This is a genomic window from Wenyingzhuangia sp. IMCC45574 (assembly GCF_054182685.1).
Genome location: NZ_CM135169.1, coordinates 2061426 through 2087123, shown reverse-complemented (window position 1 = coordinate 2087123; position 25698 = coordinate 2061426). Strand labels below are relative to the sequence as shown.

The 25698-nt window shown below is 33.2% G+C and carries 24 protein-coding genes; 16 read left to right on the top strand and 8 right to left on the bottom strand.

Annotation, left to right across the window (positions count from 1 at the left end; translation table 11 throughout):
- Positions 1-113 precede the first annotated feature (113 nt).
- Complete coding sequence (locus ACXHHC_RS08925) at positions 114-833, bottom strand: hypothetical protein (protein ID WP_458226020.1); 720 nt, start codon at positions 831-833, stop codon at positions 114-116.
- A gap of 234 nt (positions 834-1067) precedes the next feature.
- On the opposite strand from ACXHHC_RS08925, the gene ACXHHC_RS08920 reads away from it, so the two are divergent.
- From ACXHHC_RS08920 to ACXHHC_RS08910, 3 genes are all read left to right on the top strand, one after another.
- Positions 1068-2603 carry a tetratricopeptide repeat protein gene (locus tag ACXHHC_RS08920; RefSeq protein WP_458226019.1) on the top strand — a complete coding sequence of 512 codons (1536 nt, stop codon included), beginning with the start codon at positions 1068-1070 and terminating at the stop codon, positions 2601-2603.
- A gap of 81 nt (positions 2604-2684) precedes the next feature.
- Positions 2685-3185 carry a hypothetical protein gene (locus ACXHHC_RS08915; RefSeq protein ID WP_458226018.1) on the top strand — a complete coding sequence of 167 codons (501 nt, stop codon included), beginning with the start codon at positions 2685-2687 and terminating at the stop codon, positions 3183-3185.
- An 85-nt stretch (positions 3186-3270) separates the two neighbouring features.
- Positions 3271-4110 carry a helix-turn-helix domain-containing protein gene (locus tag ACXHHC_RS08910; protein ID WP_458226017.1) on the top strand — a complete coding sequence of 280 codons (840 nt, stop codon included), beginning with the start codon at positions 3271-3273 and terminating at the stop codon, positions 4108-4110.
- 47 nt (positions 4111-4157) lie between these two features.
- Here ACXHHC_RS08910 and ACXHHC_RS08905 read toward each other — a convergent pair whose 3' ends face one another.
- Positions 4158-5015 carry a bile acid:sodium symporter family protein gene (locus ACXHHC_RS08905; protein ID WP_458226016.1) on the bottom strand — a complete coding sequence of 286 codons (858 nt, stop codon included), beginning with the start codon at positions 5013-5015 and terminating at the stop codon, positions 4158-4160.
- Positions 5016-5171: 156 nt separating this feature from the next.
- Here ACXHHC_RS08905 and ACXHHC_RS08900 point away from each other — a divergent pair, with 156 nt between their 5' ends.
- The 4 genes from ACXHHC_RS08900 (at position 5172) to ACXHHC_RS08885 (ending at position 8467) form a co-directional block, all read left to right on the top strand.
- Entirely contained in the window at positions 5172-5732 is a 561-nt protein-coding gene (locus ACXHHC_RS08900) for a carboxymuconolactone decarboxylase family protein (RefSeq protein ID WP_458226015.1), read from the top strand.
- A 108-nt stretch (positions 5733-5840) separates the two neighbouring features.
- On the top strand, positions 5841-6209 hold the full coding sequence (locus tag ACXHHC_RS08895; RefSeq protein WP_458226014.1) for a hypothetical protein: 369 nt from the start codon (positions 5841-5843) through the stop codon (positions 6207-6209).
- A gap of 189 nt (positions 6210-6398) precedes the next feature.
- Positions 6399-7859, top strand: coding sequence for an RNA polymerase factor sigma-54 (gene rpoN, locus ACXHHC_RS08890; protein ID WP_458226013.1), 1461 nt, complete (start codon positions 6399-6401; stop codon positions 7857-7859).
- Between the two features lie 5 nt (positions 7860-7864).
- Positions 7865-8467, top strand: a complete 603-nt coding sequence (locus ACXHHC_RS08885; RefSeq protein WP_458226012.1) for a hypothetical protein — start codon at positions 7865-7867, stop codon at positions 8465-8467.
- A gap of 75 nt (positions 8468-8542) precedes the next feature.
- Here ACXHHC_RS08885 and ACXHHC_RS08880 read toward each other — a convergent pair whose 3' ends face one another.
- Positions 8543-9223, bottom strand: coding sequence for a porin family protein (locus ACXHHC_RS08880; protein WP_458226011.1), 681 nt, complete (start codon positions 9221-9223; stop codon positions 8543-8545).
- Positions 9224-9226: 3 nt separating this feature from the next.
- On the bottom strand, positions 9227-9865 hold the full coding sequence (rsmG, locus tag ACXHHC_RS08875) for a 16S rRNA (guanine(527)-N(7))-methyltransferase RsmG (protein WP_458226010.1): 639 nt from the start codon (positions 9863-9865) through the stop codon (positions 9227-9229).
- A gap of 106 nt (positions 9866-9971) precedes the next feature.
- Between rsmG and ACXHHC_RS08870 the strand changes: the two genes are divergently transcribed.
- From ACXHHC_RS08870 to ACXHHC_RS08860, 3 genes are all read left to right on the top strand, one after another.
- Positions 9972-10607 (top strand): hypothetical protein, encoded by a 636-nt coding sequence (locus ACXHHC_RS08870; protein ID WP_458226009.1) that lies wholly within the window; start codon positions 9972-9974, stop codon positions 10605-10607.
- 135 nt (positions 10608-10742) lie between these two features.
- Complete coding sequence (locus ACXHHC_RS08865; protein WP_458226008.1) at positions 10743-11297, top strand: REP-associated tyrosine transposase; 555 nt, start codon at positions 10743-10745, stop codon at positions 11295-11297.
- Between the two features lie 106 nt (positions 11298-11403).
- On the top strand, positions 11404-11994 hold the full coding sequence (locus tag ACXHHC_RS08860; RefSeq protein ID WP_458226007.1) for a hypothetical protein: 591 nt from the start codon (positions 11404-11406) through the stop codon (positions 11992-11994).
- A gap of 375 nt (positions 11995-12369) precedes the next feature.
- Here the strand turns inward: ACXHHC_RS08860 and ACXHHC_RS08855 are convergent, their stop codons facing one another.
- On the bottom strand, positions 12370-13014 hold the full coding sequence (locus ACXHHC_RS08855; protein WP_458226006.1) for an outer membrane beta-barrel protein: 645 nt from the start codon (positions 13012-13014) through the stop codon (positions 12370-12372).
- A 254-nt stretch (positions 13015-13268) separates the two neighbouring features.
- Between ACXHHC_RS08855 and ACXHHC_RS08850 the strand changes: the two genes are divergently transcribed.
- The gene (locus tag ACXHHC_RS08850) at positions 13269-14366 is read left to right on the top strand and encodes a fatty acid desaturase family protein (RefSeq protein ID WP_458226005.1); all 1098 of its coding nucleotides are present in this window, start codon (positions 13269-13271) and stop codon (positions 14364-14366) included.
- A 23-nt stretch (positions 14367-14389) separates the two neighbouring features.
- Positions 14390-15577: a pyridoxal phosphate-dependent aminotransferase gene (locus tag ACXHHC_RS08845; RefSeq protein ID WP_458226004.1), complete on the top strand. Its 1188-nt coding sequence runs from the start codon at positions 14390-14392 to the stop codon at positions 15575-15577.
- A gap of 280 nt (positions 15578-15857) precedes the next feature.
- On the opposite strand, the gene ACXHHC_RS08840 is transcribed toward ACXHHC_RS08845, so the two are convergent.
- Complete coding sequence (locus ACXHHC_RS08840; protein ID WP_458226003.1) at positions 15858-18128, bottom strand: inorganic phosphate transporter; 2271 nt, start codon at positions 18126-18128, stop codon at positions 15858-15860.
- Between the two features lie 158 nt (positions 18129-18286).
- Between ACXHHC_RS08840 and ACXHHC_RS08835 the strand changes: the two genes are divergently transcribed.
- Entirely contained in the window at positions 18287-19111 is an 825-nt protein-coding gene (locus ACXHHC_RS08835) for a mechanosensitive ion channel family protein (RefSeq protein WP_458226002.1), read from the top strand.
- A gap of 47 nt (positions 19112-19158) precedes the next feature.
- Here the strand turns inward: ACXHHC_RS08835 and tsaB are convergent, their stop codons facing one another.
- Entirely contained in the window at positions 19159-19830 is a 672-nt protein-coding gene (tsaB, locus tag ACXHHC_RS08830) for a tRNA (adenosine(37)-N6)-threonylcarbamoyltransferase complex dimerization subunit type 1 TsaB (protein ID WP_458226001.1), read from the bottom strand.
- 109 nt (positions 19831-19939) lie between these two features.
- A complete protein-coding gene (locus tag ACXHHC_RS08825; protein ID WP_458226000.1) occupies positions 19940-20992 on the bottom strand; it encodes an endonuclease/exonuclease/phosphatase family protein in 1053 nt (350 codons plus the stop codon).
- Positions 20993-21038: 46 nt separating this feature from the next.
- Between ACXHHC_RS08825 and ACXHHC_RS08820 the strand changes: the two genes are divergently transcribed.
- From ACXHHC_RS08820 to ACXHHC_RS08810, 3 genes are all read left to right on the top strand, one after another.
- Positions 21039-23591: a TonB-dependent receptor gene (locus ACXHHC_RS08820; protein WP_458225999.1), complete on the top strand. Its 2553-nt coding sequence runs from the start codon at positions 21039-21041 to the stop codon at positions 23589-23591.
- A gap of 89 nt (positions 23592-23680) precedes the next feature.
- Positions 23681-25036 carry a DUF5689 domain-containing protein gene (locus tag ACXHHC_RS08815; RefSeq protein ID WP_458225998.1) on the top strand — a complete coding sequence of 452 codons (1356 nt, stop codon included), beginning with the start codon at positions 23681-23683 and terminating at the stop codon, positions 25034-25036.
- Positions 25037-25085: 49 nt separating this feature from the next.
- Positions 25086-25640: a thioredoxin family protein gene (locus tag ACXHHC_RS08810; RefSeq protein ID WP_458225997.1), complete on the top strand. Its 555-nt coding sequence runs from the start codon at positions 25086-25088 to the stop codon at positions 25638-25640.
- Positions 25641-25698 lie beyond the last annotated feature (58 nt).

Sequence of the window (25698 nt, the reverse complement as noted above, 5' to 3'; positions counted from 1 at the left end):
TTGAATTTAAATGGAGGTGTATTTTGGTGTTGGTAGTGTTAAATAGGTATAGAAAAAAAAGACTCAGACTATAATAGTCTGAGTCTAAGCTTCTCTTTTTATGCAATTAAGATTTAATTGTCACAAGTTTTTACTTCTGTTAATGTTTTAGACATGGTTTTTACGTCTGTGTCAGGAATACCTGTAGACATAATAATTTTGTCTAACTGGAATCCTTTAGAACGACCTCTTATTTTTAAAGTATATTCTCCTGCAGCAGGGAAAACAACTCTCATCCAAGAACTAGATTTTTTGGGTTCGTGTAAATCTAAAGCACCACCGTATATAAAGTCATTGTTTTCACTTCTACTTACAAATTTTTCAAAATGAGTTAGGGTATAAGGGCTTCCATCAATATTGGCACGGCTTAAATTACCAGGGAAGTATAACCAAACATCATTTGATAAGTCTCCTCCTTCTTCGTGAGGGTCTTGTCTCATAAACCATCTAAATAAATAATTAGATTCTTTGTCAACATAGAATTTTACACTAATCTCGTGAGCTCCTTGATTTACATAACTAGCATAACTATTAGCTCCGTAGTATTCAATGTATTTTCCTCCAGATGCTTTTTCATCTTCTAGGAGTCTCCAACTTCCATTTAAGTCAAAGCTTTCAGCTTCTATTATTAGCAATCCATCTTTATTGGTAATTAAACATTCCGAAGGAGTTTCGTTACCTGGTGTTTCGTCAGTTGGTGTTTCTACTGGTGGAATAAATGTTTCTTTGGCATCATCGCCACAAGAGATTAGTAAAGCAAATACTAAGAAAGGAATTAGTGTCAATTTTTTCATAATTGTCTAGTAAATAAGTTTTTTTTGAATGGTTAGTTTTAATAAGTTTTTGTTATCGAATTGTTAATTAATCCGATGGTTTTCTACATAATATGCAGTCTTATCAAAATTATCCAAAGACTTTCAAAGTTCATGTCATATCTACTTAACAATAACTTTACAGTAGGTTAAATGAGGTGTTATATTGTGAGCCTCTATTCTTTCTTTTTTGGGAAAAGTACTAGATTGCATACTATGAAAAGATTTTTGCTAATTCTGATATTTAGTACGCTTAGTTGGTCCCACGGATTTGCTTTGGAAACTAAGATTGTAGTAACGAATTTGATGCTAAATGATACATTGAAATTAAAAGAAGTAGATACTCTTTTTTTAATAAATGAACACATCATAAAAGCAGACGAAAATAAGAACAATGGTTTATATGCTTTGTCATATGATGAATTATGGAAAGCAATGTTGCTTTCAGAGGCAACAAATGATTCTGAGAGGTTGGCAACAATACATAATGAATTAGGGTTGCTTTATGGTATATATGGCAAGAATAAAAAAGCAATTGAGCACAAATTAAAGATGTTAGAATATGTAAAGTCTAATACCTCAAAAAAGAAGAAAATAAATTTAGGAAGTGCTTATTATAGTTTGGCAGTTCAGTATAGAAAAAGTAAAGAATTTAATAAGAGTTTAATCTATTTAGACTCTTGTTTGGCTGTTAGTAAAAATAAATTTAACGAAATCAGTAATCCTTATGTGTTAACAGAAAAAGGGAATATTTTTTTGTTAAAAGGTGATTTACAGCAGTCAGAAGAATTTTTAATTCAAGCTAGAGATATTTTTGAAAAAGATCGTAAAACGTTTTTAATTATTGTTTATAAATCTCTAGGAGATTTGTATTTAAAAAAGAAGGACAAAGTAAAAGCGATTGATTATTACAAAAAGAGTTTGGTAATGATGGAGGAGCATAGCACCCACACCGATTTAAAAACAAATGTTTTACAAAAAATAGCCACTTTACACAAAGAGAAGCAGCAGTTAAATGAGGCTTATTTTTATTTGGAGAAATCGTATAAAGTTGCGGATAGTTTGTTTAGTATGAAAAGTAAAAGTAACGGGGAGCTTTTTGAAATTAAAGACGAGTATCAAAAAAAGATTCTTAAAAAAGATGCTAGAATTAGTGAGCAAAAACATGTAATAGAAAGAAAAAAAAGAATCCAGTCTCAGTTGCTAATCGTAATTGTTATTATTGGTTTTGGAGTGATTGGGCTTCTATTTTATAATTATCATAAGACAAAGGTTCGAAACTTAAAAGTGGAGCAAGAAAACACTGCAACTCAAATTAAACATGATAAAGAAAAATTAAACGCGGTATTAGAAACCAAAAGTAAAGAACTAACAGTATCTGCTTTGCAATTAATAGAAAAGGATAAGAACATAGATAAGTTGTTAGAGGTTTTAAAAGAAGAATCTCCAGCGAGTTATAGAAGATTGCAAAAAGATATTGTAAGAGGGAATAAAGATTTATGGGAGCGTTTTAATCTTAGATTTACAGAGGTTAATACAGATTTTTACCAACGTTTAAGAAATAAGCACGAGACCTTAACGCCTACAGAACAAAAACATTGTGCTTTGATTAAATTAAAGTTTGATAGTAAAGAAATGGCTGGTTTGTTAAATATATCGGTTAACAGTGTGCATATCTCTAGGCATAGAATTCGAAAAAAAATAGGTTTAAAAAGAGATGATGATTTAAGTAATTATATTGCCAGTATCTAGTCTGTTCTGCTGTTGAACTTGTTCAACGTTTTTAAAAGTACAATGAATTAATCTTGCCTTACTTTTAAAAACACAAATAAGATGAAACAGATTTTAACAATTACAATTTTATTAAGCTCTTTGTTTTGTGGCAAAGCAAGTGCACAGGAATTAGGAATGTACGCTTTTTCTAGAACCGCAGAATTGGTAAACTATAATTTTAGTAATAATAAAACTACCTATATAGATGGGGTTTCTGCTGGATTGGGATGGTTTAAAAAATCTTTGTTTGGTGAGCTAGGAACTATATTGTTAGAAGGCGATGTACATGCGCATTATGTAGTTTTAGGAAAAGTTTTAAAATCTACAGATTTGGGGAATTCGTTTTCTGTTAACACTAGTGTGTTTGGTCAGGTAGATATGATTCCTATTGCAAAAGCAGATGATTCTTGGGTGTATACAGGTGGCTTGGCAGTTTGTCCTAATGTTCAAATTAAGAAGATAAATGTAGGTGTTATCTTAACTACTGGGTTGGCTTATCAGGAAGAAGACTTTATTTGGAATAGTAGAATGGTCGTAAATATGACATATAGATTGTTTTAAAATAGGCAAAAGAACACGTGTTTTATAGTTTGGGTGTTATTTTAGTGTGTTCTTTCCGACCGATAGTTAGAAAATGAAATGAATTATGGCTATCCAACACATTGAGACCTATCAGTACAAAGATCAATTTTCTTTAGAAGTTGTAGATTTTGAAAATGCTTGTGTGTTTCATAAACCCGAGCAAGTAGATAGGTATAGCGTGTATTGGATTAAGCAAGGGAAGGGAACTTATCATATCGACTTTAAAAAATATGATTTTGAAGATAATGTATTGTTTTTCTTATCACCCGGACAAGTATTTAGTGTAGCTACAGAAAGCATAAAAGAAGCTTATAAGATTACGTTTACCAAAGATTTTTATTGCATTCAAACACACGACAAAGCCGTGGCTTGTAATGGTGTATTGTTTAACAATGTATATGAAACACCTTTTGTGCAGCCTTGCGAGAGCGATACCAGAAAGCTAAGTTTTGTGTTGGAAAGTTTGGAAGAAGAGTTTCAAAAGAGCGAAGTAGCTCAGTACGATATGTTACAGGCTTACCTAAAACAATTTATTATTTTGTCCGTAAGAATTCAGAAAGAGAATGCGGCTATAAAAACAGATGTTGAGACAAAGTTGTTTAAAGACTTTAGTACGCTGGTAGAGATGAACTTTAAATCGCTACATACTGTAACGGATTATGCAGATAGGTTGGGAGTGTCTCCAAAATCGTTGACTAAAAATTTTAAAAGGGTAGGGGCGGCCTCTCCAAGTGAATTTATTAAGAACAGAATTCTATTAGAGGCCAAACGACAATTAATCTACTCACATGCTCCTGTAAAAGAAGTAGCTTACGATTTAGGTTTTAACGATGCTGCTTACTTTACTCGTTTTTTTACCAAAGCTACAGATAAGTCTCCTTTACAATTCCGAAAAGAATATTAAGTTGATTCAACGTCTATGGCTAGCAACGAACAGCAAACAACCGATAACTATTTTTTGTTTTTTAGTCTCCACATTAGAATACTCGCTGTAACATACATCCAAACAGCATAAGCGGCTGTAGGAATTGCCATTTCTGTATTGTTAAGAATAGACGTGGTAATTACAAATGCCAAGGTTCCGTTTTGTATTCCTCCTTCTATACCAATGGCAATGGCATCTTTGTAGTTTAATTTAACAGCTTTGGCTACTAAATATCCTCCTCCTATAGTAGCAAGATTAAGCAATAGTGTAATATGTCCCACTTTAGAGATGGCATCTCCTAGAATGTTAAAATTGGTGGCTATTATTCCCGCAAAAATGAGTACAAAAATACTAGTAGAAGCTATTTTCATTGGTTTTTCCATTCTAATTGCAAAGGCTGTTTTATAGTTACGAACTAACATTCCTAGCGATATGGGAATCAAAGTAATGGTCATAATTTGAAGTGTGGTGTCTAAAACGGGAAGTTCTATAGCGGTATTGTTCGTAGATCCAAAGTATTGCAAAGCAAAAGAGGCGATAAAATTAATGGTAACAATACTTGTAAAACTAGCAATAGCGGTTAAACTAACAGATAGTGCAATATTACCATTGCAAATTTGGGTAATCATGTTACTGGTTGGTCCTCCGGGACAAGCTGCTAAAATAATTAGTCCCACCGCCATGGTAGGATCCATGTTGAAAAGAAGGGCTAATAAAAAAGCAATTAAGGGTAAGAGGACAATCTGATTGATAAGTCCAATAATTACTGCTTTTGGGTGCTTAAAAACACTGGTAAAGTCGTTTATAACTAAGGTCATTCCCATACCAAACATAATAATCGCTAAAGATAGGGGTAAAAATACTTTAAGTAAGAGTTGAGCCATATTCGCAGATTTGTATAGTCGAAAGATATTTAATATACCATCAACAACCAAGTACAAGCAGTAGGAACTTCTGTCCATTTTTAAAGACTCATATGGGTTGCACCTTTGTAGTGTCCAAAGGGAACAACAAATTATTAATTATAAAAAATAGAAATTATGAGTACTAAAATTGAAACATTAAACCCAGCAACAACTACAGGAGAAGCAAAAGAATTATTCAATGCAGTTGAAAAGAAATTAGGTTTTATTCCTAACCTAATTAAAGTATTTGGAAACTCGCCAGCAACTTTAAAAAGTTACTTGTCTTTAGGAGAGCTAACAGCAAGTGGAAAATTTACCAACAAGTTTAGAGAGCAATTGGCATTAACGATTGCACAAACAAACGATTGTGATTATTGTTTGTCTGCACACTCTGCTATTGGGAAATTAAACGGATTAAATCAAGATCAGTTAACGGCAAGTAGAAAAGCACAAGCGGAAGATGCAAAACAAGAAGCAGGTTTAGTATTTGCCAAAGAAGTTACAGAAAAAAGAGGGCAGGTGTCTGCGGAGGCTTTGCAGGCTGTTAAAAATGCAGGTTACGACGATGGTGAGGTTTTAGAGATTGTATTAAACGTGGTCTCTAACACACTAACTAATTATGTAAACCATATTGCAGAAACAGAGATTGATTTTCCAATCGTAAAATCAGAAGAATTAGCTGCAGTACAAGCTTAAAAAACAAAAGTGCAAGGGGTAGGAACCTTTGTCCATTTTTAAAGGTTCCTTCGGGTTGCATCTTTGTAGTAACAATATCAAACAATAAAATTTATAAAAAACAAGATCATGAAAAATTTAGTATTAGGAGTTTTAGTAGCATTAGGAACAATATTTACAGCAAATGCACAAAGTAAAGAAGTGAAAACAGTAGCCTTGGAACAAACAAAAGGTGAGTTTACAGAAAAAGGGTTGACTTTATCTGAAGGGACTTATGTTTTTGAAATCGCGAATACAGAAGTGGGGAAAGATGTAGGTTTTGTATTAGCACCAAAAGGAAAAACAGATCAAGCACATCATATTAAAAATGCCTATGTAACCTCTTTGGTAAAGAACAATACCAAAGGTCACTCTAAGGAAGTAACATTAAAAAAAGGGGAATACGTATATTTTTGTCCGCTAAACCCAACTCCTCAATATACTTTGGTGGTAAAATAAATAAAAGAGGTTTATTTGGTTAAAAAAAGGAACAGTAGGTAAATTACTGTTCCTTTTTTATTGTGTTGTATACAAGTGTGTTAGGTTGTTGTGTTTAAAGTTGGCATTAAATTTGATAAACGCTTGCTTGTTTCTAACCAATACTTTACTTACTTTAGATGTAAAGGCACTAGAACCGATCATCAAACTATGCTAAAACAGAGCTTAAACTTAAAATTATCGCAAAAATTATCTCCTCAACAAATTCAGTTGATGAAGATGATTCAACTACCAACGCAAGCCTTTGAACAACGTTTAAAACAGGAGATAGAAGAAAATCCTGCTTTAGAGTCTGGGAAAGAAAAGGAGAATGAAGACAGTTTAGACGATGATTACAGTGATTACGATAATGAGGGAAATGACTCTATAGAGGCGGATGATATTAATATAGACGATTATTTAAGTGACGATGATATTCCGGATTATAAATTGCAAGCCAATAATTATTCTTCGGATGATGAAGAAAAGGATATTCCTTATGCCGGAGGAGTTACTTTTCATCAGTCTTTAATCAATCAGTTAAATACCTTTTCTTTATCGGAGCAAGATTATGCCATTGCAGAGTTTTTAGTGGGGAGTATTAACGAAAATGGTTATTTGCGTAGAGAAACCATTGATATAGTTGATGATTTAGCGTTTACCCAAAACATCTATACCGAAGAGAATAAAGTTGATGATATATTGTACGATGTAGTACAACGATTGGACCCGATAGGAGTAGGGGCAAGAGATTTAAGAGAGTGTTTGTTAATTCAGTTAGAAAATAAAGTACAAACACACGGGGTAGAATTGGCGATTCAAATATTAGATCAGGCTTTTGATCCTTTTGTAAAAAAGCATTACAAAAAGTTATTGGCTAAGTTCGAAATTACAGAGGATGATTTAAAATGTGCCATTCAAGAAATTGAAAAATTAAACCCTAAGCCAGGGAGTTCTGTGGTTGGAAATGCAAAAATAGCCGAGCAAATTGTTCCGGATTTTACCATTAGAATAAACGAAGGAGAATTAGAGTTGTTGTTAAATTCTAGAAATGCTCCAGAATTGCATGTTTCCAGAGAGTATCATAACATGTTAAAAGGGTATCAGGAGTCTAAGAATAAAAGTAGGTCTCAAAAAGATGCTGTACAGTTCATCAAACAAAAGTTAGATGCGGCCAAGTGGTTTATAGATGCTATCAAACAACGTCAGCAAACCTTATATGTTACAATGAATGCAATTGTAGAAAAACAGCGTGAGTATTTGTTGTCTGGTGATGAGAGTAAGTTAAAACCAATGATTTTAAAGGACATTGCAGAAAAAATTGATATGGATATTTCTACGGTTTCTCGTGTTGCAAATAGTAAATATTGTGCAACTCCTTATGGAACCAAGTTGGTGAAAGAATTCTTCTCAGAATCTATGAAGAACGATCAAGGAGAAGATGTGTCTACCAAAGAAATTAAGAGTATATTAAAACAGGTAGTGGCAGATGAGGATAAGAGAAAACCGTTAACGGATGATAAACTTTCTGCTATGCTAAAAGAAAAAGGTTACTTAATAGCAAGAAGAACCATAGCAAAATATAGAGAGCAATTAGACATTCCGGTAGCTAGACTTAGAAAAGAAATTTAAATTCTATGGAACAAAAAATTGCAAAAATACTTTCTTATCTATTACATCCTATACTGTTGCCAACGTATGCGGTTTTAGGTTATCTGCAAGGATTGCCAATCCCCATATCCGAAGCACAAAAGTTTTTAGTCTTATTTATTATTGTTGGAGGTTCTTTTTTAGTACCCTTGTTAACATTAATTGTATTAAGAATTACAGGACAAGTAAAATCTAACGATGCCAAAACCATACAAGAGCGTAAGTTTCCTGTGTTGATAATGATTTTTAACTATTTATTTTTAGCAAGAGTTTTAGAGAATTTTTGGCAATTTAAAGAACTAACTATTTTGGCCTACGCTACGGCAACAGGTTTATGTATTGCTTGGGTGTTTTTGTATACCAAAATTAAGATAAGTCTACATATGTTAGGAATCTCTAGTGTGTTAAGTTTTGTGCTTATATATGGTGCTAACTATGAGTATCCTGTTTTTTTAATAGCCTTAATTGTCTTTCTTTCGGGAGCTTTAGCAACGGCTAGACTTCTATTAAAAGCACATAACTATAAAGAGATTTTAATAGGAACCGGAGTAGGAATACTCTTGCCAATTGTACTGAGTTTTATTATTTAAGTATTGAGTTGTAAAGTGTATGTTTAGTTTCCGTAAGGTGTTCGATTAGTCGAGAACTAATTATTAATGATTGTTTTATAAAATATAAAACATAACCCCAATCTTTAATTGATTAAAGTCTAAAGACTTTCCATCGCTGGTTAAGGTGTTATCTGTAAAAGGAGCATTTAAAGAGTACTTAATATGAAAGTTCCATGTTCCATAACCAATAGAGGTGTAAACAGTATAATTGGTCTTTCGCCAAGCATCAAGATTTTTGTAGGTCGTATCTGTTCCGTTGTCCTCAAAGCTAGCTTGGTTGCTAAAGTTGTATACTATGGAAGCCCCTGTGTAGATTCGCCAAAAGCTAAATTTAGTAGGTGTTGAGGTTCTCCATCTAAATTCTAAAGGGAGTTCTAAACTATGAGAAGTGTATCTATAATTATCAAAACTATTGCTAATATTATAAACCAGTTCGTTGTTGTTTGTTGTAATAGTTATGTTGGGTCTTATTAAGTCAAAACTATATCCCAAGCCTATACCAAAACCAATGTTTCTTCTTTTGTTGATGGGAATGTCTTTTATAAAACCTGCTTGCAGACTATAAGGAATTCCGTTGTTGTCTATTGTAGTATTAGGACTTAAAATACTATTGTATTGTATTCCTATGTAGAATTGATCTTCTAAATATTTATTGTCTACAAACACTTCTTCTTTTTCTTGTGCCGCAAGGCTCAAAAAAAACAGGTAACAACAAATACAGAAGAATTTTTTCATTGTTTATACGGGTTTGTATTTTAATGGTAGGTGGACTACTTTTTTGGTATCAAAAAAATCTTCTTCAAAATAATCTGGTAAATCGTATAACGTACAGTTAGGGAAGTCTTTTAGTTCTTCAGATAAATCACCTCCTTTTAGGTATAGAATTCCATTTTTTAATGCGTGATTTTGTTTTTTAGTGGCTTTCTTTTTAATCCACTTTACAAAATCGGGCATAGCGGTAACAGCTCTACTTACAATAAAATCGAATTCCCCTTTTACCTTTTCTGCACGCATATGCTCGGCAGTTAAGTTTTTTAATCCAACACCTTCTGCTACTCCATTTACTACTTTAATTTTCTTACCAATAGAGTCTACTAACAAGAATTCAGTCTCTGGAAATAGAATGGCCAACGGAATTCCAGGAAATCCACCCCCGGTACCTACGTCTAAAATTCTAGATCCGGGTTTAAAAGCTTGCACTTTTGCAATTCCTAAGGAATGTAGTACATGACGAACGTATAACTCGTCTATATCTTTTCTAGAAATTACATTTATTTGTGCATTCCATTCTTTGTATAATTGTTCTAGTTTCCCAAATTGTTCAATTTGAGTTGGACTTAAATCGGGAAAATATTTTAAAATAAGATCTACTGTCATAGTTCTGCAAAAGTAATTTATTTTAAGTAAACCATTGCTTGAATCGAAGAAATGAAAAGAGGTAGTTTTTTGAAATAGAAAACCTTAATTTGTAACAAAAAATGCTATGAAGAATTTATTGTTTCTGTTTTTATTGTTCTGTCTACTATCATCTTGTGTAGAAAATAAGAAAGAAGTTAAAAATGATATAAAAGAACAGGGTGTTAATATCAATAAGAAAGTTGAAAAAGAAAGTATAGAGCTAAATAAGTATAGAAAAGATACTGTTTTGCCCTCTTTTAAGAATGAAAATAACTTAGAAGCTTCTAAGCTAAAGTCTTTAGAGGATTATAATGAAAATAATGAAATAGTTTATAGAGTTCTTGAGAGCTTAAAATACGAAGAGATTGTTGATAGGTTCAAAATCGTTTCAATAAAAGAACAACCGAATAAATATGATCCAAGTCAAATAGATAGGATTGAGAAGTTAGTGTCAAATTATAATGATGTCTTATTCTATTACAGAACTAACACTAAAAATATTTTATGTTCGGGTATTATATTAAACGCTGGACTTCTGCGTTTAGAAGGTGTGGTAATAGGAATGTCTATAGATGAATTGTCAGAGAGGTTACATCTAAGTATACCCCTAGAAACTAAAGAGGTTGTAGTTTCTGATTTTGAGGGTTCTATGAGTTTGATTTTTAATTTAAATCAAGGGCGACTAGTTTCAGTTAATCTTAAGGTTGGTTATATAGGCTAGGATAATAACGAACGGCTAATGACTTGGTGTAACCCCGATGGCTCGGATTTGCAATCCGAGTCTGTAGTGTAGCATATAACAAGAAATGTCAGCTACTTATTAGTTGGCATTTTTTATTATTTTTAGCAAAAAAGGATGCCTTCCAGATACAAAGCTACAGAAAAGGACACGGGATATTTTATAACTATTACTACGGTGAATTGGGTAGATTTGTTTACGCGTTTGTCTCTAAGAAGAGTAATAGTTGATAGTTTGCAATATTGTTCTAAAAACAAAGGATTAGAAATTTATGCTTATTGTATTATGTCTAGCCATATACATTTATTGTGTAGAGACGATGGGGAACAAACGGTTTCAGAAATTATGAGGGATTTTAAGAAGTTTACAGCAAAGAAGATAATTGAAACCATACAAAACGAACCAGAAAGTAGAAGAGAGTGGTTGTTAAAAATGTTTGCAGATGCTTGTGAACATTTAAAAAGAAACCAGGAATTCAAAGTTTGGCAAAACGGATATTATGCAGAGAAAGTCTTCTCTCAGAAGTTTATAAAGCAAAAGATTAATTATATTCATAATAATCCTGTTAAAGAAAGAATAGTGGAGAATCCGGAAGATTATTTGTTTAGTTCTGCAAGAAACTATTCTGATTTAGAATCAGTTTTAGAGGTAGTTTGTTTGCCACTATTTTAATTGTGTGAGGAACTCGGATTGCAAATCCGAGCTATCTGGTGTTAGAAAAATAACTAACAAGAAAGATATTGCAGAATTTTTAAAAATATTAAATGGTAATTAAAATATGAAAAGTATTATATTATTTTTTAACATAATCGCTCTTTTCTCGTGTAATAATGGGGTTAAAAAAGACTACTTCGAAGTAATAGAAGGGCAAAGAATTTTGTTCCAAACGGTCAATGACAATAATCAAATTTATTATAAGATTAGCCAAAAAGGTAATCAAGAATTATTGCTTTATCCAATTAATACTTCTACTTATAGTGATGAAGAGAAATTGCAAATGATAGAAGAGTTATTGTCTTTTAAAGATGATTATAGAATATGCAGTAATGCTATATCTAATTATAATCCAAAACTATCTAAAATTTATAGAGGAAAGGCCAAAGATTATTCAATTCAATTAGAAGCTTTGTTTTTAATTAATCAAATATTTTTTGACACTCCTTTTAATTATTCCCCTATACCTGTTTTAATAGATCGCGAAACGAAAAAAGAAGAAACAATAAAAGGGCAAATCATAGAAAAAGCGTATCAAAATTATGAAAAATGGTTTGAGAATATCAGGAAAATAGGTTTTGATAAAGCAAGGAAAGAAAAGGTTTATCCATTATCTAAAAGCAAAATATCTTGGCTTTATAGTATTGCAAATTAAGGGGACTCCAAAAAATGGCAAAGAATAAATCAAGTACATATCGTTGTGTCAATTCATATTTAGGTAATGGTTCAGATACCTGATGGAACGGATTTGCAATCCGAGTCTATAGTATAGCGTATAACAAGAAATGTCAACTACTTATTAGTTGGCATTTTTTATTATTTTTAGAAAAAAAAGGATGCCTTCCAGATACAAAGCTACAGAAAAGGATACGGGATATTTTATAACTATTACTACGGTGAATTGGGTAGATTTGTTTTAATTGTATAAGGACTCGGATTGCAAATCCGAGCCATCTGGTTAGTGATTTAAATCTGAGTAATCAGGTGCTGATTATGATATCTAAGAGAGTTAGATATTAAGCTGATACATTTATAAAACTAATATTGCTCCAAGAGCAAGGTTGTCTATACCTAAATTAAAATTAAATGCATCTGTTTCTCTATCAGCTTCTATCTCATCTGAGCTAAATTCCATATGTACGAAGCTTATATTTCCAAAACTGGCTATGAGTCCAAATCTAGGGGTTAATTGAAATGTAATCCCTGGTTCTAAAGTAAGGTTATATCCATTCGTTTTTATTTCTGACGGTATATTAAAGTCTTCAATTTTACCTTTCAAAATTCCTGCCTGTCCCTCTACATTGAATAATAGCCTATTTGTGATTTTGTAGTATCTTCTGAGGTAAAAAGAAATATTGTATATGTCAAGTCTTGTGTCTTCTTGATTTCCAAAAAAATCAGACCTTCCACCATCAATTCTAGTAATAGAATAAATAGTATTAAGACCTATAACTAAGTTGTCTTGTAATGCATATCCATAGTTTAAATTTAAATTGGTAGTGTGAGTTGTTGAATCTTCAACCTCAGATTTGGTTTTATTGTTAGCATAAGCAATGCTACCTGCAATAAGTTTAGAACCTGAAGAAATAAATGAATAGTCTGAATTTTGTTCTTGTGCAAACACACTTAGGCTAAGAAAGCATAACAATGCTAGAGCAATTTTTTTTAAAAACATAGTAATAGATTTAAATATTGGTTTTTGTCGTGACTTTTATTAGAGCTTACAGAAGTTATTTCTCTACTTTGGCTAGAAGTCTTGGAGGAATTTTAAACAAAACTGCTTAACATTCTATCTAATTGACTAAAGGGAATTTACAAAAGCTATAAAAGTGTTTAAAACTTAAATTTCTTAGTCAAAAAGACTATTAATCTGACCGAAAATTCGTTATTTTTGCCTGTTATACGGTTAAAAATGCCTTCATTTTACAAATGCAACAAGTAAGCTTTACCAGAGATACCAATAATCTCTTTTTTAAAACCCTGAATCAAAGGGTTAATAAATACTTTAAGGATAACAACTTAAAGCGAACAGGAAACTGGGTTTTATATGTAAAAGCCTTGTTAATGTTTGCCCTGTTGTTTGTTCCTTATTTTGCCTTGTTGTTGTTTCCTACCCTACAAGGAAGTTGGCAGTTGGTAATGTGTGTATTAATGGGCTTGGGAATGGCAGGTGTGGGTATGAATGTTATGCACGACAGCAATCATGGTTCTTTTTCTAGCAAATGGTGGGTAAACCAATTGTTGGGGAATAGCATATATATTTTAGCGGGTAATGTGTACAATTGGAAAGTTCAGCACAATTTATTGCACCATACGTATACAAATATTGAAGGGTTAGATGAAGATATAGACATACATGGAGTCATACGATTGTCTCGATACGAAAAATGGAAGCCATTTCATAAATATCAAAAAATATACGCTTTCTTTTTGTACGGATTGTTAACCATTCAATGGGCATTGGTGGTAGATTTTAGACAGACTCCAAGGTATTTAAAAAAGGGATTAAGTGGAGAAGGTGAATTAAATCCTAAAAAAGAATGGGCTTTGTTAATTATGACAAAGATTGTTTATTATTTGTTTTGGGTGGCCTTGCCAATGCTAGTGTTACCAGTTACTTGGTATCAGTGGTTGATCGGTTTTTTTGTAATGCACTATGTAGCTGGTTTTATTCTAAGTACGGTATTTCAAATGGCACATGTTACAGATGCAGTAGATGTAATAAAACCTGAGGAGTTAGAAAAGGAAAAAAGAACTTGGGCAGCGCATCAATTGCAAGAAACCGCTAATTTTGCTACAAAAAACAGAGTAGTATCTTTCTTTTTAGGAGGACTAAATTTTCAGATAGAACATCATATTTTTCCAAATATTTCTCATGTGCATTATAGGAATTTGGCAAAAATAGTTAAGAAAACAGCCAAAGAGTACCAATTGCCATATTACGAATATGGTACTTTGGCAGGAGCGTTTAAAGCGCATTTAAATCAATTAATAACTTTAGGAAAACAACCCCAATTGGGATCATAAAAACTAAATAGACTAAGAACACAATGAAGCAACAGTTATCAGACAGAATTACGAGTTTGCCAGCTTCGGCTACTTTAGTAATGGCTGCAAAAGCAAGAGAGTTAAAAAACGCAGGAAAGGATATTATTAGTTTAAGTTTGGGAGAACCAGATTTTAACACACCTGATTATATCAAAGATGCAGCTATTCAGGCTATTAATGATGATTATAACTCATACAGTCCAGTGGATGGTTATGCTGATTTAAAAGAAGCAATCTGTACAAAGTTTAAAAGAGATAACAATATAGATTACAAGCCAAGTCAGATTGTAGTTTCTACAGGAGCTAAACAGTCTTTGGCAAACATTACTCAGGTATTGTTAAATCCAGGAGATGAGGTTATTTTACCTGCTCCATACTGGGTTTCTTATTCTGCACAAGCTATTTTAGGAGGTGCTACATACACAGAGATTCCATCTTCTATTGATACAGATTTTAAAATTACTCCTGAGCAATTAGAGGCTGCTATTACACCTAAAACAAAGTTGATTTTCTTTAACTCTCCAAACAACCCAAGTGGTACTGTTTATACAGAGGAAGATTACAGAGGATTGGCTGCAGTTTTAGAGAAGTATCCAGATATTTATATTGTTTCTGATGAAATTTATGAGCACATTAACTACGGTACACCAAACTTTAGTATTGCTGCTATTCCATCTATGTACGATAGAACCATTACTGTAAACGGATTGGCAAAAGGATTTGCAATGACAGGGTGGAGAATTGGATTTATTGGAGCTCCTGAGTGGATTGCTAAGGCTTGTACTAAAATGCAAGGTCAAATTACTTCTGGAACCAACTGTATTGCTCAGAGAGCAGCTATTACAGCGTTATCAGAGCCAGTTTCTAGAATTCAATACATGGTAGATGAATTCGAAAAGCGTAGAGATATGATGTTGGAATTGTTAGGAGAGATAGAAGGAGTAAAATTAAATGTTCCTAAAGGAGCTTTCTATATTTTCCCTGATGTATCTGCTTTCTTTGGAAAGACAATTGCAGGTAAGAAAATTGAAAACGCATCTGATTTTTCATTATTGTTATTAGAAGAAGCAAATGTTGCTACTGTAACAGGAGAGGCATTTGGAGCACCTTCTTGTATCCGTATTTCTTACGCAGCATCTGAAGCTCAGTTAAGAGAAGCTGTTAAGAGAATTAAAGCAGTATTAGCATAATGCTATTTTAAAAATAAGCTTTCGCATATTTTCAAAAGTTGCGTTGTTGATTTGTGCAGTCGTTTAGACGAATCAATTAAACAAGTAAACGAGAATCATAGAAATCGTTTAACAATACAGTTGTAAAAGCTATATATATAAAAAGCCTCGCATTTGCGAGGCTTTTTTTATGATTGCTATGTTATAAGATATCATTGTTTAGGGACAAGTTGTACATTCTAAACGTATCAACAAATCAACTTCAATTTATGTATCACATACATAAATTGAAATGAGATTCTTATTCTTCTAAAGATTTAGAATCGGCATAGTGACTGTTGTACTGTTCTGATAAATTAGCCAAGGCTGCTACTAAATCTTTTGTCTCCATTATAATTCCAAAGTATAGTGTACTGTTCTTAGCAGATGTTTCTGTAGTTCTAATTCTGTTGATTTGTTCTTCTACAGATTTAGAAACTTGGTCTAATAAGTTTTGTTTACTTTCAATTAGGTTTGGTAACTTTTCAAAGTCGTTGGTTTCAAAGAAACTTAGCATTTGCTCAAAAATTACACTTAATTTTTCTTCGGTTGCCTTTAGGTCTTTAACCTGTTCTTTGTTTAATTTCTTGTGATTGTTGTTTACGTGTTGAAAACTAATCTTAGAAATGTATTCAACAGACTGGGCAACATCCTGAATGTATTCCATAGAAACAATGTAGAACTTACTAGCTGCAACAGATGTTTCGTTTAAAGATTTTATAAAGTAGAATACGTTGGCTCTTAAAGCCTCTACATCTTCGTTTAATTTTCGTACAGACTTTTCACATTTTTTTAAGCCGTCTAAATTTTCTTCTGTTAAACTCTTAGTTAGGTTTTTATAGAGTTTCATTACTCTTTTAGTAACATCGTATATTTTTTCAGAGCTATCAGAAATTACACCACTAATGCTATCTATAGTTTCCTTTTTTTCTTCTATAGCAATCTCAGCTTTTACTTCTTCTGTGGATTTAGGGCCTTTTTTTAAGAAGCTTTTTCCTAACAGAATAAAAATTAAAGTCATTAAAATAGCTATAGTAACAATGTTACCTAGGTATATTAAATAAGCAACTACAGCAGAAGCTGTAAAAGCAACAGCAGCGGTTAAGAACCATCCTCCAATTACACTTAATACTCCCGCAATTCTATACACTGCACTTTCTCTACCCCAAGCTCTATCTGCTAAAGAGGTACCCATAGCTACCATAAAAGTAACGTAAGTAGTAGATAAAGGTAGTTTTAAAGAAGTTCCTATAGAAATTAAAATTCCGGCTACCACCAGGTTAATAGATGCTCTTACCAAGTCAAAAGCAGGCATGTCTTTAACATCGGCTGTGTTGTTAAACTCTAGTTCTGGTTTGCTAAATTTATTATTAATTGTGTCTAGTGTCTTTTTAGGGATTATTTTAGTGTACACATTGTTAATGCTAATTCCTGCTCTTACTACTGCTCTAGAAGCAGAGTTTGCTTTAAACTTTTCATGACCTTCTCCTTGTCTAGATAAGTTTACCCCTGTTTCTATAACCAAACGAGCTTTTTTAGAAAACCATAAGGTTACAACCATAATAGCACCTGCAAAAACCAATAAAAGGTCGTTAGACGGTACTTTTTTTGCTAAAATACCCATAGAGAATTGATCTGCTGGAATACCTGATACCGACCATGCTTCGTATGAGTTCCAAGCTGCAATTGGTACACCGATAAAGTTTACCAAATCGTTACCTGCAAAGGCCATAGCTAGTGAAAAGGTACCAATAGCAATAATCAACTTTAAGATGTTGGTCTTAAATAAGGTGATTAATAAGTATGAAATTAATGTCCAAACTAAGAAGCTAATTCCAACAATTTCTAGGGTGTTATCAGCAATAATGTGTTTTACTTCTTTGTAGTAGCTAGTTCCTTTTAAACCTTTAATTACAATAAAGTAGGTAATAGCCGTAATAGAAAGACCCCCAAAAATTGCATTTATATATTGAGGTCTTTTGCTTAAATCAAAAGTATAAACCAATCTTGAAAAGAACTGTACAATAGCACCAATACTAAAAGCTACAAATACCGAGAGTAAAATACCAAATATAATTTTTACAGCTGTTTTGTGGTTGATATAGGTCCATATATCAGCCATGGTTTCTGTATCGTTTCCTAAAATTTTAATCACAGAAATAACTACGGCAGCTCCTAGCAATTCAAAAACGATAGAGACCGTAGTAGATGTAGGCATTCCTAGTGTGTTAAAAATGTCAAGTAAAATAATGTCGGTAATCATAACCGCCATAAAAATGTACATGATTTCGTTAAACTGGAACTGACTAGGAACAAAAATTCCTTTACGTGCTACTTCCATCATACCACTAGAAGATAGCGCACCGGCCAAAACTCCTAAACTAGCAATAATCATGATTTTTTTAATTGGAATGGCTTTAGAACCAATAGCAGAGTTTAAAAAGTTAACTGCATCATTACTAACTCCTACCACCAAATCAATAATAGCTAAGATTGCCAAAGCAATCACCATTAAAATATAAATATCGTTCATTCTTTACCTAAATTTAAGCGCTACAAAAGTATTCAAGTTGTGTGGTATAACTGTTAATTAATCATTACTTTTTTTAGTTAAAAACTGATATTAAACTTCTGTTTACATGTTTTTTGTTTGTAAAACCTATCTTTAGCATACATTTAAAAGATTTACTTATGGAAAATTTAGACTTAGAAAAATTATTTGATCAGTATTTGCCTATTATTACAGATTATGGAATTAAGATAGTTACGGCATTATTGTTATTGCTTATTGGTTTGTGGCTTGTTAAAAAGATAGATAAGCTTATTGCTAAAGCATTTCAAAAGACCAAGATAGAAGTGTCTTTGCAAAAGTTTTTAGGAGATTTAATGAACTGGGGTTTAAAAGCTTTGTTAATTATTACTGTTCTAGGACAGTTAGGAATTGCAACTACTTCTTTTGTAGCAATATTAGGAGCTGCTGGTTTGGCTGTTGGTTTGGCGTTACAAGGTTCTTTGGGGAATTTTGCTGGAGGAGCACTTATTATGTTGTTTAAACCTTTTAAAGTTGGCGATTTAATTGAGGCTCAAGGAGAACTTGGTGAGGTAAAAGAAATTCAGATTTTTGTTACAAAGATAATTACACCCCAAAATAAATTAGTTATTATTCCTAACGGCCCTTTATCTAATGGAAACATTAAGAACTATACAGAAGAGGGACAGTTAAGAGTAGATTTAACTATTGGAGTTGCGTATGAGGCAGATATTAGAAAAGCCAAGAAAATTTTAGAGGATGTGATGTTAGCAGATCCTAAGGTTTTAAAAGATCCTGCACCTAGTGTAAATGTTGCTAATTTAGGAGCTAGTAGTGTAGATTTGGCTGTAAGACCTTTTGCAACACCAGAAAACTATTGGGATGTATATTTTAATACTTTGGAAAATGGAAAGATTGCTTTAGACGAAGCTGGTATTAAAATTCCTTTCCCACAAAGAGAGGTGTATGTGCATAATCAAGATTAAGTAATAGCAACTATAAATTTTAAAAAGCATCGTTTTAAACGGTGCTTTTATTTTTTAGAAGGAGTTACCACAAAATCTTTCAAGTAAAAAGGTTCAAAATAGGCTACATCTTCAAATTCTTTGGCTTGGAATTTTTCCTCTGCTAAAGCACACATTTCTTTGGTTGATGGGAATTTACCATCGATAAAACTCGCATTAGGATGCGTAATAATTTCTTCGCACTTAGCAGCACCATCTCCTAAAAAAGTAACGGGTCCTTGTGTTAAAAACTCGCTAAAAGAGTTTTCGTCAATAATTTCAGCAGCAACCTCTTTTATAAAGTTGTATTCACTATCAAAAACAGCAGCGTATACCTCTAGTCTACGTGCATCTAGCATAGGAACAATAAGTCCCTGTTCAACAGTAATACTTTTAGCTAAAGATTTTAATGAGTGAATACTGATTAAAGGAATTCCAGCAGCATAAGCCAATCCTTTTGCAGTAGAAACACCAATTCTTAAGCCTGTGTAAGATCCTGGGCCTTTACCAACCGCAATGGCATCCAAATCAGAAACAGTGTAGTTCTGTTCTTTTAAGATTTCATCAATAAAAACATGTAGTTTTTCCGCATGCGAGTAATTTCCATCATTGGCTTCTTTAATTGCAAGGCAATTCCCGTTTTGGGAAATACTAACTGAACAATTTTTGGTAGCGGTTTCTATGTTTAAAATCAATGCCATTCTCCTAATTTTGGGCAAAGATAGTTATTATGAGATTATAGATGTGGGAAACTAGATATTAGAAGTTAGGTTGTGGTTCTAAAATCTAACATCTAATCCCTTAGGTCTATTATTCATTTTCTTTAATTAGATAAATATAAACAGGGTAGTGATCGCTATAGCCACCGGTATAATTTCCTCCAGCAAAACTTCTTTTGGGGCTTCCTTTGTACCTGCCTTCTTGTAATGTCATATAACTAGGGTTGTGTATGCCTGCTTTGTAAAAACCAAATTCAGAAAAATCCTTGTTTTTGGTTAGTAAGTTTCCTGTAAAAAATATTTGGTCAAACAGAAATAAATCACCTCTAAAGGTGAGTGTGTTAAACCCTTTTTTATAAAGATTTTCAAAAGGATTAAATAATTCTTGGGGGGCTGTTTTCTTTTTGTATCGTTCTGTCTTTAAAACCTTTTTAAAGCTTTTGTCGTTGGGATTGTCGTTAAAATCTCCCATCAATAGAATTTTAGCATTCGGATCTTCTTCCTGAATTTTCTTTACAATCTCCAAATCTCTTTTGGCTACAGTTTCTCTTAGCACACTGCTTTTTTTGGCACCACCTCTTCTAGAAGGCCAGTGGTTTACAATTAGGTGTATTTTTTCTTTTCCTAAAAATCCACTTACATGCAGAATGTCTCGAGTATCAACTTTAAAGCCATCTTTATATAGTTTTGCATCGTAGGTTTCGCTGTGTGTAGGCTTAAAAAAGTTTTTATTGTACAGTAGCGCAACATCTATACCTCTTTGGTCTGGAGAGTTGTAGTGTACAATATCGTATGGGAATTTATGTAAAGGAGGTGTTTTAATAAGGTCTTCTAATACACTTTTGTTTTCAACCTCTACAACACCAATTATAGCAGGAGGTTGTTGATTTTTTTCAGATCCTATCTCTGTAAGTACTCCTGCCAGTTTAGAAAGTTTGTCTTTGTAAATAAAAGTTCTATTAGATTTTATTTCCATCATCGGACTTAACTCATCCTTTTTGGTAATGTCGTTAATAGTGTCAAAAAGATTCTCTAGGTTGTAAAAAGCAATGGTTTGAATTTGATATGTTTTTTGAGCATACAAAGAGTAGCAACCTCCAAAAAACAAGAGTATCACAATTATTTTTTTGATTTTCTGATTCATAACTCTTAAATTAAAGAAAAAATTGCGAACCTCTTAAATTATTTTAATGCTTAAAATTCACACTTTGCTAAGTGTTGGATTGTTTTGTGCCATTTCTTATGCACAAGACAGTATTCCAGCGCATAAGACTCAGGATGTATTTAGTCTGGTAAATTTAACAGATGATGATTTGGATGATGATACTGGAGAAGTGGCTAATATTGCCGGTATTTTTTCTGCTTCGGATGATATCTATTTAAACACTGTTGGTTTTGAATACCAAGGAGTCTTTTATCGGGCGAGAGGCTTAGGGTCAGAGCAATTTACGTTTTTGTTAAATGGAGTCAATCAGAATAGGTTGTACGATGATAGACCTGCTTGGAATAATTGGGGAGGAGTAGATGGAATCTATAGAAACCAAGACGTAACAGAGCCTTTAGGAATGGCAGAAAAAACATTTGGAGGTGCTTTGGGGGTAAATTCATTAACAACCAGAGCTTCTTTGTATAGAAAAGGAACTAGGGTTTCTTATGCGCGTTCCAATCGTTCGTATCAAAATAAAATAGCAGCAAGCCATGCTGGTGGATTTGGGTCTTGGCATTATGTTTTTTCTGTGGGTAGAAGGTGGGGAGATGAAGGTTATAGAACGGGAACTTTTTACGATGCAAATTCCCTAATGGCAAGTGTAGAAAAATACCTTGATGCCAAACATAGTATAACGGCTAGTTTTTTATATACTCCCAATAGAAGAGGTGCAGCGGGAACCTATACAGACGAGGTTTTTTTGTTAAAAGGGAATCGTTATAATGGAAATTGGGGCTACCAAAACGGAAAAAAAAGAAATGCAAGAGTAAGAGAGGTAGGAGAGCCATTATTCTTGTTAACGCATACTTACAAGAACGAAGATAAGACCCGGTGGGAGAATACTGTTTTTTATCAAACAGGAAGTATAGGGTATTCCAGAATAGATTTTAATGGAGGTGCGAATCCAGATGCAGCCTATTATCAGAATTTGCCTAGTTATTGGTTGTCTAGGAATAGGGTAGATTATGAGAACGTGTTTAGGTACGAACAAGCTTTTTTACAAGATGGGCAAGTAAACTGGACGGGGATTTATGAAGCAAATAGAGAGGTAAATATACCCGAGAATGGAACGGATGCTTTTGTGTTGTACAGTGATAAGAGAGATGAGACAAGAATTCAGATAAATTCTAATATAACACAAAAAATAAATGATCAATGGTTGTTAAATGCCAGTGTGGATTATAGGAAAACCGTTACAGAGAATTATGCAGAGGTTCTCGATTTACTTGGGGGATCTGGTTATAAAGATGTGGCGAGTTTTACATTGGCTCAGAGCGATTTGAATCATCCAGATAGAATTGTAAAAGAAGGAGATAAATTTAAGTACAATTACAAAGTTAATAGTAGTAGTGTAAATGCTTTTGCTCAGTTAGGATGGAAAGGAAAAAGGGTAGAAGTTTCAGAAGCAATTGGGCTTTCTTATGCAACTCATCAAAGGGAAGGGTTGTATAATTACGAGAATTTTGCAGATGTCGAAGGGAAAAGCAAACAGGTAGATTTAGTTGCAGTACAGGGTAAAGTGAATGTCTTGTACAAAATATCAGGTAGAAATTTGTTCGATGTTAAAGTTGCCTACCTACAAAAATCACCCAGTGTAAGATTGGTCTTTCCAAATGCAAGGGTAAGTAATGCAACAGTAGAAAATTTAGAAACAGAGGATCTATTGTCTAACTCTATAAGTTATATCCGTAGAGGTTTAAATCATTCTGTAAAACTTACAGGTTTTTACAATTTACAGCGCAATGCAACCGAAACTGGATTTTTCTTTGCAGAAGGTTTTGGTACCAATGCACAAGACAATCCAGCAGGAGAAGATTTGTTAGATAAAAACAGTCTCTTTATACAAGAAGTTGTAAACGGAATTGAAAAGAAGTATCTGGGGCTTGAATTTGCGGCTTCGTATGATATAAGTACTACCACAAAGATTAAGTGGGTAGTTGGTTTTGGGGAGTATACGTATAACAACAATCCTAATTTATTAGTCTATACCGAAGATGATGTAACTGCTCGTGATTTAGGTTTTGTAAATGGAGTAAAAGACTTGGGAGAAACAGGAATTAAGGGGCGAAAATTATCTGTAGGGCCCCAGCAAGCTTTTTCTTTTATTTTGGAATATAACGATCCTAATTATTGGCGAATCAAAGCGAGTATCAATCACTTTAGAAACAATTACGTAGACATTGCTCCATTACGCTACACCAATAATTTTACCCAAGAAATAAACGGAACTCCCATTGCTGGTTTAGATAATGTTTTGGTAGCTAAGTTTAGAGAGCAAGAGCAATTAAAAGATTTTTCTTTGGTAAATCTATCGGGAGGTAAGTCTTGGAAAATTAAGGAGGCTTATCTAAGTGTTTTCTGGACGGTACAAAATGCCTTAGGGATAAATTATAGAACAGGAGGTTTTGCTAGTGGGAGAGCGGCAAATTATAGTGAACAGTTAAACGAGTATAATAGAGAAAGACCCTTGTTTGGATCTCGATATTTTGTGGGGAACGGTAGAACCTTTTTTACGGGGCTGTACTATTCCTTTTAGTAAAACTAGAGTTGGCAAGGACTGTTAAAAAATAAGTTGAATAAATCCCAGTGATTGTTTGGGGATAGATTTTGATTAAAAAGAGCATTATGAAAAAAATGATAGCAAGCTTGGTATGTATCCTTTTGGTTTCTTGTGTGGAAGACATGGATCATAACTCAATAGAAACAACTGTTGTAGACCCAGATTTAGAGGGTAAGACAGTGTTAACGTTTCAAGAGCTTTTCGATTTACATGGAAATGAAATAGGAAAAGATACAATCGTTTCAGGATATGTAGTTTCGTCGGATAAGGAAAGTAATTTTTATAAAGAAGTATACATTCAGAATACTTTAGGAGTGTCTAATTTAGGAACTAATAACCCTAGAATGGGACTGAGAATTCGATTGGGATTAAGAGCAACCAACACTAAGTATGCACCAGGTAGAAAAGTGGCCATTAACTTAGAGGGACTAAAAAGAACTGTAAGTGATAATTTGATAACGCTTGGAGCTCCCAGTGGTACGTTTATAAAAGAGATTTTAGAGTTTGATGTTGACAAGCATCTGTTAAAATTTAATGAAGTGGGAGTTGTTGTACCTAAGGAAGTTGCTATCTCCGAATTAAAAGAGCAAGATCTAAATACTTTTATTAAGGTAAGTAATGTGCATTTTAAAACTAGTGAATTCGGGAAATCATTGGCAGGTTTGCCAACAGACAATTTTGATGGCAAAAGAACATTAGAGTTTTGTGAAATGTTTAGAAAAGATAGTTTGATAGTAGAGACCAGTAATTTTGCAAATTTTGCTTCTGAAAAAGTACCAGAAAATCAATTAAATGTAACAGGTATCTATGTTATTAATTTTGATAATGAGCCCGTAATTATTTTAAATAGTTATGATAGTTTAGAAGATACAGGCGTTTATTCGTCTTGTGAGATTCAAACACCTAAAATTTTCATTACAGAGGTTGCAGACCCTGATGCTGGAGCAGGAAAAGTGATTCGATATGTGGAGCTTTACAATCCTATGGAGGTAGATTTTGAAATGAAGGGCTGGAGGTTGAATAAGTTCGTAAATGCAAACAAGGAGCCTAGTAGTGGAGGTTTAGATTTGTCGGACATAACAATCCCTGCAAAATCTACTTTTGTAATTGCACATAATGAATTTGATTTTAAGGAATTCTTTGGTTTTGCTCCCGATATGTCAAGTACTTATGTTACAGGAAATGGAGATGATAGTTATCAACTAGAAGACAATAAAGGAGTTGTGGTAGATACTTATGGAGTACCTGGGCTTGATGGAACAGATGAGGTTTGGGAGTACGAAAATGGACGAGCTATCAGAAAAATAGCTACCTCTAGTCCAACAGTAGATTTTTCAGAAAATGAATGGGAAATTCAAAAAGACATACCTACAGTAAGTCCTATTGTACCGTTGACTATTTACACACCAGGAATAAGATAACTTTATTGTATTTTTATAACTTTTAAACTTTAAAAATTCTAAAGAAAAAATGGCAAGAACGCCCTCAAATATTATGGAAGTTGGAGCTACTGCACCCGACTTTTTATTACCAGATACTGTTTCTGGAAAAGAAATGAGTTTACAGCAACTGAAAGGTGAAATAGGAACTGTGGTGTTGTTTATTTGCAATCATTGTCCTTTTGTAATTCATATCAATCCTTTGTTGGTAGCGCTAGCTAATGACTATCAAGCAAAAGGAGTTTCTTTTGTGGCTATTAGTAGTAACGATGTAGAAAATTATCCGCAAGATGCACCAGATAAAATGAAAGTTCATGCGGAAGAAAACAACTATCCATTTCCTTATTTATACGATGAAAGCCAAGAAGTAGCCAAAGCTTACGATGCAGCTTGTACTCCAGATATTTATGTGTTTGATAGTGAGTTAAAATCTTATTACCACGGACAATTAGATGGTTCTAGACCTGGGAATGATATTCCTGTTACTGGAGAAGACATAAAAGCTGCTTTAGATTTGCTTTTACAAGGAGAAAACTACAAAGGAAGCGTGTATCCAAGTATTGGGTGTGGTATTAAGTGGAAGTAAATATTGAATAGTTTCTTTTAAGTTTATTCAAAAAAAGTGGTTGTTACCAGATATACAT